The organism is Paraburkholderia bannensis NBRC 103871, from assembly GCF_000685015.1.
GTDB lineage: Bacteria > Pseudomonadota > Gammaproteobacteria > Burkholderiales > Burkholderiaceae > Paraburkholderia > Paraburkholderia bannensis.
Genome location: NZ_BAYA01000035.1, coordinates 62,101 through 68,667, shown reverse-complemented (window position 1 = coordinate 68,667; position 6,567 = coordinate 62,101). Strand labels below are relative to the sequence as shown.

Here is a 6,567-nt window from a genome sequence, read left to right as displayed (position 1 = left end):
CTAGGCGCGCGACGTCGGACAGATACGGCACGCTCAGAGCCGGTTCGAACGTCGCGATGAAGTCCGGGAACGTCGCGCCGTAGGCCAGCATGACGGGTGTCTGCGGTGGCTCGAACACCGCGTATGCGTGCGCCATCGCCGTGAAGAACTCATCGCCGACGAGGCGGCACACAACGGGGAAAGCGGCCCTGAGCGCCTCCACCAGGCCCCGGACGACGCTATTCCGGTAAACGCCGAATCGCCTTGCGCTGGGCAAAGCATCGGGGCCGACGAGACCTTCAGGGACTGCCAGGGTGGGATCGAGCAATGCAGCGGCGAAGCTTCTTTGACGCTCGCGTAGAGGCGGCTCGCTCCTCGCGGTGCAGCGGCCTGCCTTCCGTGTCTGTCCGGAATTCGACCGATGCAGTGCTCGCGCGGGCGTCGGTGCTGGCTTTGAGCGTTGCATCACGCTTACCGCCGCACGGGGCGCTGGACGACATTCGTCCAGAGCTGCTGGAGACTGTCCACGCCGCCGGCTGTCGAACTCCAGAGGGTGGTATCGCTCACGCACAGCGTGCCAGCGAACGCGTCCTCGCGCGACTGCAGCAGCGCGTCGAACGTCGAACGCTCGCGCGCAAAGGGATGAGGCGCAGCGTGGGAGTCGATGCGCTGCCGCGCCAGCACGTCAAGCCGGTTTGCCGCGTCGCCGAGGCGTTCCAGTTGCGGCAGATGCGGGTGCAGATTGAAGTGGTCGACATTCTTGAGCAGTTTCAGCCGGTCGAGCGCCAACTCGGCTTCGATAGGGGCGGGCGATCCGTCCGCTTCGCAGGCCGGTCGGAGTCCGAAACGATTTTCGACGGGCACGCCAAGACCTGCAAGCAGCGAACGTGCATAACCACCGAAGCTCTGGCGCGGCGGGATCGTCTTGTCGCCGTGGTGCTCGAACTCTACAAGCTGTCGTTGCAAGGCTTCGTTCGCGTTCACATCGCTGATATCGCTGATATCGCCGATGTCGCCGATGTCGTGATGGGGGCAAACGAAAGCCAGTCGATCCTTGTCAGCGAGGAACGCATTGATTGCCCCGATCTCATCGGTGGTCGCTCTTTGGGCGGTGCGAATCGAGTCAAAGCTGATGATGATCAGCGTGTCGACGCCGTCGAGCGTGCTCGCGTCGAGTGGCGTGAGCGTGCCATCGTCGGCCACGCGCTCGACCTCGATCACACGCAGGCCGGTCAGTGTTGTCGCCAGATCGACAAACGCCGTGAAGTTGTGCTTCATGATGTGGTCGAGGAAGCCGGCAATACCCTGGTCGAACTCGCGCGGGTTCGCGAACTCGTGGAAGCGGGGAAAGCCCATTCTGCGGCTCTCGAAGAGCGCCGGAAACCGGTCTTCGATGACCCCGAGCGGCGCGCCGGATTCGCCCGGGCGGCTCCACGCGTAATAAACCAGCACTTGTCGCTTGACCATGATGTCTGCTTCCTTCGTCTGCATCTGACTGGGCTGTCTGTTACTGCGCAATGACCGCGAACTGCGGCTCGCTGGACAATCGCTCGGCGCTCGCGGGCCGCATCGCGGCCTGCATGATGTGCTCTGCGCGCGCGGCTTCGGCAGCGAGCGTCGGCCAGTCGGGGACGTGGGCGTCCCATTCGATCAGGACGGGCAGCGATCCAGTTCTACGGATTGCATGGGCGAAGAGATCCCATACGGCGTCCTGGACAGGCCGGTCGTGCGTATCGATCAGCAATGGCCGGCCGCTCTCGTCAGCTTCCTGCGCGTGGCCGGCAAGATGAATCTCCTGCACGGCGGCAAGCGGATACGCGGCCAGATACGCAAGCGGATCCCATTGCTGGTTTGTCGACGCGACGTAGACGTTGTTGACGTCAAGCAGCAGGCCGCATCCGGTTCGCTCTACGATTGCGGCGATGAAGTCCGGCTCTGAAAACGTGCTTTCCCTGAAGGCGATATACGTCGAAGGGTTCTCAAGCAGCATTTGCCGGCCAAGCTGTTCCTGTAGCTGGTTGATGTGGCTGACGACACGAGCCAGGCTGTAGTTCGTATAGGGCAATGGCAGGAGGTCGTTGAAAAAGCCGCGATCGTGACTGGACCACGCGAGATGTTCGGAAAACAACGCGGGTGAATAACGTTCAATAAGCACTTTGAGCCGCCGGATATGGTCACGATCAGGAGGCCTGTCCGCGCCAATCGAAAGCCCAACGCCGTGAACCGACAGGCCATATGACTCGCGTATCGCCGACAGATAGCGGTGTGGTGGCCCGCCTGCGCCCATATAGTTCTCGGCGTGAACCTCGACGAAGCCGATATCGGGTTGCGTTTCGAGTATCGACCGGTAATGTTCGGCCTTGAGGCCGACCCCGGCACGCGCCGCCAGGCGCTTCTCAGGAAAGGACGATGACGACGAGTGCATGAGCAGTCTCGGCTTCGTTCGGGATGGTGGGCCGGGTTGCAGGGACGATCCCGCCCGGCCCGCGTGGGAGCTTAAACCTTCGGCGAAAGGCTTCCCATGCCCTTCGGCGTGGAAATGCCCGTGCAGGTGCCCTTCGGCACGAGGCGGAACGAATTGCCCTGATAGTCGACCGTGCTTGTGCCGGCGCACGTTGTGCCTGCGCCTGCGTAGCAATCGTTTTGTCCCTTCAGTGCCGTGCCGAAACACGGCTCGACCTTGCCGGACTTGACGAGTGCGGTGTGCTCCGCCTGGATCTTTTTCTGCGCGTCGGTGAATTCTTCTGCGCTCGCGGGTGCAACCGCAATAGCAGTCAGTGCCGTCGCGAGGGCACCCGCAATCAACGTAGTCATCGTGTGGTCGGCCATACATTTCTCCGGGTAGAAAGAGCTGCGCTCTTTGGGAGACCGCGATCGAAACACTCGCCCTGATGCGAGCGTGGAAACGGTGAGGACGACCCGGCGTTGGTGTACGCGGGAGGACTCGCTACCGTGTTACGACAATACGGGGTCGGCGGTACGGAAGATTGCACGGTGTTGTGCAATTTGGTCTGAGATTGCGGTGCCTGGCGAAGGTCGTCAGGTTGCCTTCTCCGGCAACACCCATCAAATGACGCTGATGCCTGAGTTCCATCCGCCATCCATGCACTGCAGGTATGCCCCCCAGCCTCGAAGGTATTTTTCAGGGCCGATATAGAGGCCTACATTGACTGCCATGGACGCAGGCATGTCGATAGACAAGCTACTGATCCTAAACGATGTTTTTCGATAGTTTGATCATCAGGAGCAGAGCAATGAACAAGTTGACGAACAAGGTGGCATTGGTGACGGGTGGCTCGCGGGGCATCGGTGCGGCGATTGCCCGGCGCCTCGCCGAGGACGGTGCAAGCGTCGCCTTTACCTACGCCCGGGACGCCGATGCGGCTGCCGCAGTGGTCGAGGCGATTGAACTCGCTGGCGGCAAGGCTTTGGCCGTTCAAGCCGATGCGGCCGATGTTGCCGCTGTCAATCGTGCGATCGAAAAGGTGGTTGCGACCCTCGGTCGCCTGGATGTGCTGGTGAACAACGCCGGCACGGCGATTCCGAAGCCATTCGAGGAAACCACGCTCGAAGAGATGGATCGTGTCATCGACATCAACGTTCGTGGGGTGTTCGCGACCACGCACGCCGCGCTCAAGCACATGAATGACGGCGGACGCATCATCATGATCGGATCGGTAGTGGGCGAGCGCGCCGTCACGCCTGGGCTGGTGCCTTACGCGGCGACCAAGGCGGCAGTGAAGATGTTCACTCAGGCACTGTCACGAGAAGTGGGAAGTCGCGGCATCACGGTCAATAACGTGCAGCCGGGCCCGATCGACACGGATCTGAATCCCGCTTCGGGCGATTGGGCCGTGCCGCAGAAGGCGGCCACAGCGCTCAATCGCTACGGGCGTGCGCAGGAGATCGCTGCAGCGGTGTCGTTTGTCGCCAGTCCAGAAGCTTCCTACATCACCGGCTCGAACCTGACTGTCGATGGCGGCATGAATGCCTGAGTGCATTTGCAAAACCATGCGCCCCGGGCGGACATGGAATATGACCATCTGAGTTGCGTTGCTTTGAACCGCCTCGGCCACCAGGTGGCCGCAGGCGGCGCATCACGCGTCTTCATTCCTTGCCGGACTGCGCTGCGGCTTGCTCGATCAGCTTCGCGACCTCTGCCGGATGCGACATGTAGACCACGTGACTCGATTTGATCTCGACCGTCTTGCTGCCCGCACGCTGGGTCATGAAGCGCTCCAGATCGGGATTGATCGCGCGGTCAGCCGTGGCCACAACCGCCCAGCTCGGCTTCGTTCTCCAGGCAGCGTGCGTGATCGGAACGCCGAACGATTGCGCGGCGGGCGTCACCTGCGAAATGGCCATGAAGCGGGCTTCCGGGGCGGGCAGGTCGGCGGCGAAATCCTCGTGGAAATTCGCCGGATCGATGTACAGGTGGCCGTCGGCAGTGGCTTTGATCGCCGTGGTTGCCGGCGGCGTCTTTTTGGTCAGTTCGAGCGGCGATTCCCCCGTGTCGGGCTGGAACGCGGCCACGTAGACGAGGCCGGCGACCTTGTCGTCATTGCCGGCCTCGGTCACCACCGCGCCGCCATAGCTGTGGCCGACGAGGATGCTCGGGCCGTCCTGTGCATCGATGACACGGGTAGTCGCCTTCACGTCGTCGTCAAACGAGGTTTCCGGCTCTTGCACCACGGAGACCTTGTAGCCGTCGTGTGCGAGGATTTTCGAGACCGCCTGCCAGCCGGATCCATCGGCGAAATAACCGTGCACCAGCACGATGTTCTTGACCGGCGCGGCCATGGCGGCCTGCGAACCCAGGGCGGCAACGGTAAGGGCAGCGGCGGCGATGCGGGTTACGTACGAGGAAAGCTTCATTTTCTTGCTCCAGATTGTGGGGGGTATGACCGGGAAGTCGACAGGTTTTTGCCTGTTCGATTTAGCCATCCTACTAGTAGGATGGCTGAGGTGCAAGAAAAATTTTGCGGCTGGCAATTGCCCCTTTTTCCGCCTAAACTATCGAACATTCAACCGACTAGATGGTAGGCAAAATGACGGCAAGTGGAGAACTGACGGCCGACAGGATCATTGCAGCGGGGCGCCAGCTCATCATGCGGCGTGGCTACAACGGGTTTAGCTATGCCGACATCTCGGATGCCATCAACATCCGCAAGGCGAGCATTCACCACCATTTCCCCGCCAAGACCGATCTCGTCATCGCGGTGCTGGCCGAATGGCAGGAAGCATTCGCCGCCGATGTGGCGACGCTGGAGGCGAGCGGCGCTGACGCCATTGCACAGTTGCGCGCCTACATCGGCCATTGGGAGCGCTGCATCGCGGACGACACGGCTCCGTTCTGTGTCGCGGGCATGCTGGGCGCCGAACTTCCCTCGCTGCCTGAGGAAGTGGCGCAGGGGGTGAGGGCGTTCTTCGACAGCCTGACATCGTGGCTGGAGCAGGTGCTTGAGTCGGGCGTGAAGGGCGATCTCATCAAACTGAACGCGTCGGTTCACGCCGAGGCGGCGACGCTGGTATCGCTGGTCTACGGCGCCATGCTGGCTTCGCGCGCGTACGCCAACGTCGCGTTATTCAAGGAAGTGACAGAAGGCGCCGTGGAAAGGCTGGTGAAACCGCGCAAGTCCGCGCGCTCCGCTTGACGGACGGCGACTCACGTCGTGTTTCTCCGCCTTCAGCCGCGAGCTGGGCGCCCCGGCTCCTCTGGTCAATTGACAGGCAGCTGCCAGCGGTCTGATCGTTTTCGTCGAGCTGCCTATGGCGCTTTCAAAACGATGCCGGAGTGTCCGTGTCAACCAGATAGCCCCAGACGGCCCGTTCGATCCGAACGATGAGAGCGTCACTATCGTCTTCTCCCTGCTGTCCTGCGGCGTCGACCATGCCATGAATGATTGCAAACAGGTCTTGAGGCAGGCGCGGTTCGCGTGCCATACGCGCCTCGCCTAGCGCACGCTCGAAGATCGACACCAATAACGCGTGCAGTTGCTGTGTGCTTTGCCGGGGCGGCAGGCGCGCTTCTTCGGCATCGAGCAAGCGGGCAAGTACCGGCCGCCGCAATTGATGATCGACTGCGATTCGCAACAACTCGCGCAGCAACCCGATCCCACGCGGTTGATCGAGCAGAGTCGTCATACGTTCAGCGAGCGCGCGATCCTCGCGTTCGATTAACGCCTGCGTAAGCGCCGCCTTGTTAGGGAAATACTGATAGAGCGAACCAATGCTGGCACCTGCACGTTCGGCGATCGCGTTGGTGGTGTAGGCGTCGAAGCCCTTTGTTTCCAGAATCCATGCAGCGGCGTCCAGTATTGCCGCAACAGTCGCATTGGCGCGCGGCTGGCGAGGCAGCTTGCGCTGCAAGCGCGATCCGTCGCCAGGCGGCGTCGCGATGCTACGGAGCGTCACGGCTCTCGTGATGGCGGGCGATGTTTTTGTCTGACGCATGGCGCTTAACCAGTAAGTACAGCGCAGTAAATGTGAGCCCGCATTCCTGGCGCGCTCTCAACCAGTTGAATTTCAGCCGCTATGCCCCACCAGGTGGGGCTGCAGTCGTTTCGTAAGCCACGTGAGCGATGCGAG

Annotated in this window: 8 protein-coding genes; 2 read left to right on the top strand and 6 right to left on the bottom strand. The window is 61.8% G+C overall.

Features of this window, described 5'->3' with window-relative positions; all coding sequences use genetic code 11:
• From BBA01S_RS46220 to BBA01S_RS33635, 4 genes are all read right to left on the bottom strand, one after another.
• A partial coding sequence (locus tag BBA01S_RS46220) for an HvfC/BufC N-terminal domain-containing protein (RefSeq protein WP_042298343.1) occupies positions 1 to 307 on the bottom strand: 307 nt, incomplete at its 3' end.
• Positions 308 to 450: 143 nt separating this feature from the next.
• Positions 451 to 1,446 (bottom strand): hypothetical protein, encoded by a 996-nt coding sequence (locus tag BBA01S_RS33645; protein ID WP_027820274.1) that lies wholly within the window; start codon positions 1,444 to 1,446, stop codon positions 451 to 453.
• A 40-nt stretch (positions 1,447 to 1,486) separates the two neighbouring features.
• Positions 1,487 to 2,404: an MNIO family bufferin maturase gene (bufB, locus tag BBA01S_RS33640; protein WP_027820273.1), complete on the bottom strand. Its 918-nt coding sequence runs from the start codon at positions 2,402 to 2,404 to the stop codon at positions 1,487 to 1,489.
• Between the two features lie 71 nt (positions 2,405 to 2,475).
• A complete protein-coding gene (locus tag BBA01S_RS33635) occupies positions 2,476 to 2,808 on the bottom strand; it encodes a BufA1 family periplasmic bufferin-type metallophore (protein ID WP_027820272.1) in 333 nt (110 codons plus the stop codon).
• A 425-nt stretch (positions 2,809 to 3,233) separates the two neighbouring features.
• Between BBA01S_RS33635 and BBA01S_RS33630 the strand changes: the two genes are divergently transcribed.
• Positions 3,234 to 3,974, top strand: coding sequence for a 3-oxoacyl-ACP reductase family protein (locus tag BBA01S_RS33630; protein WP_027820271.1), 741 nt, complete (start codon positions 3,234 to 3,236; stop codon positions 3,972 to 3,974).
• Between the two features lie 112 nt (positions 3,975 to 4,086).
• On the opposite strand, the gene BBA01S_RS33625 is transcribed toward BBA01S_RS33630, so the two are convergent.
• Positions 4,087 to 4,854, bottom strand: coding sequence for an alpha/beta fold hydrolase (locus BBA01S_RS33625; protein WP_027820270.1), 768 nt, complete (start codon positions 4,852 to 4,854; stop codon positions 4,087 to 4,089).
• A gap of 161 nt (positions 4,855 to 5,015) precedes the next feature.
• Here BBA01S_RS33625 and BBA01S_RS33620 point away from each other — a divergent pair, with 161 nt between their 5' ends.
• Positions 5,016 to 5,633 (top strand): TetR/AcrR family transcriptional regulator, encoded by a 618-nt coding sequence (locus BBA01S_RS33620; RefSeq protein WP_281177018.1) that lies wholly within the window; start codon positions 5,016 to 5,018, stop codon positions 5,631 to 5,633.
• A 124-nt stretch (positions 5,634 to 5,757) separates the two neighbouring features.
• Here the strand turns inward: BBA01S_RS33620 and BBA01S_RS33615 are convergent, their stop codons facing one another.
• A complete protein-coding gene (locus BBA01S_RS33615; RefSeq protein ID WP_027820268.1) occupies positions 5,758 to 6,348 on the bottom strand; it encodes a TetR/AcrR family transcriptional regulator in 591 nt (196 codons plus the stop codon).
• Positions 6,349 to 6,567: the final 219 nt, after the last annotated feature.

Excerpts from the sequence above, each read along its gene's own strand:
- BBA01S_RS33645 (WP_027820274.1), bottom strand. The coding sequence starts at position 1,446 with ATGGTCAAGCGACAAGTGCTGGTTTATTACGCGTGGAGCCGCCCGGGC.
- bufB (WP_027820273.1), bottom strand. The coding sequence starts at position 2,404 with ATGCACTCGTCGTCATCGTCCTTTCCTGAGAAGCGCCTGGCGGCGCGT.
- BBA01S_RS33635 (WP_027820272.1), bottom strand. The coding sequence starts at position 2,808 with ATGGCCGACCACACGATGACTACGTTGATTGCGGGTGCCCTCGCGACG.
- BBA01S_RS33630 (WP_027820271.1), top strand. The coding sequence starts at position 3,234 with ATGAACAAGTTGACGAACAAGGTGGCATTGGTGACGGGTGGCTCGCGG.
- BBA01S_RS33625 (WP_027820270.1), bottom strand. The coding sequence starts at position 4,854 with ATGAAGCTTTCCTCGTACGTAACCCGCATCGCCGCCGCTGCCCTTACC.
- BBA01S_RS33620 (WP_281177018.1), top strand. The coding sequence starts at position 5,016 with ATGGTAGGCAAAATGACGGCAAGTGGAGAACTGACGGCCGACAGGATC.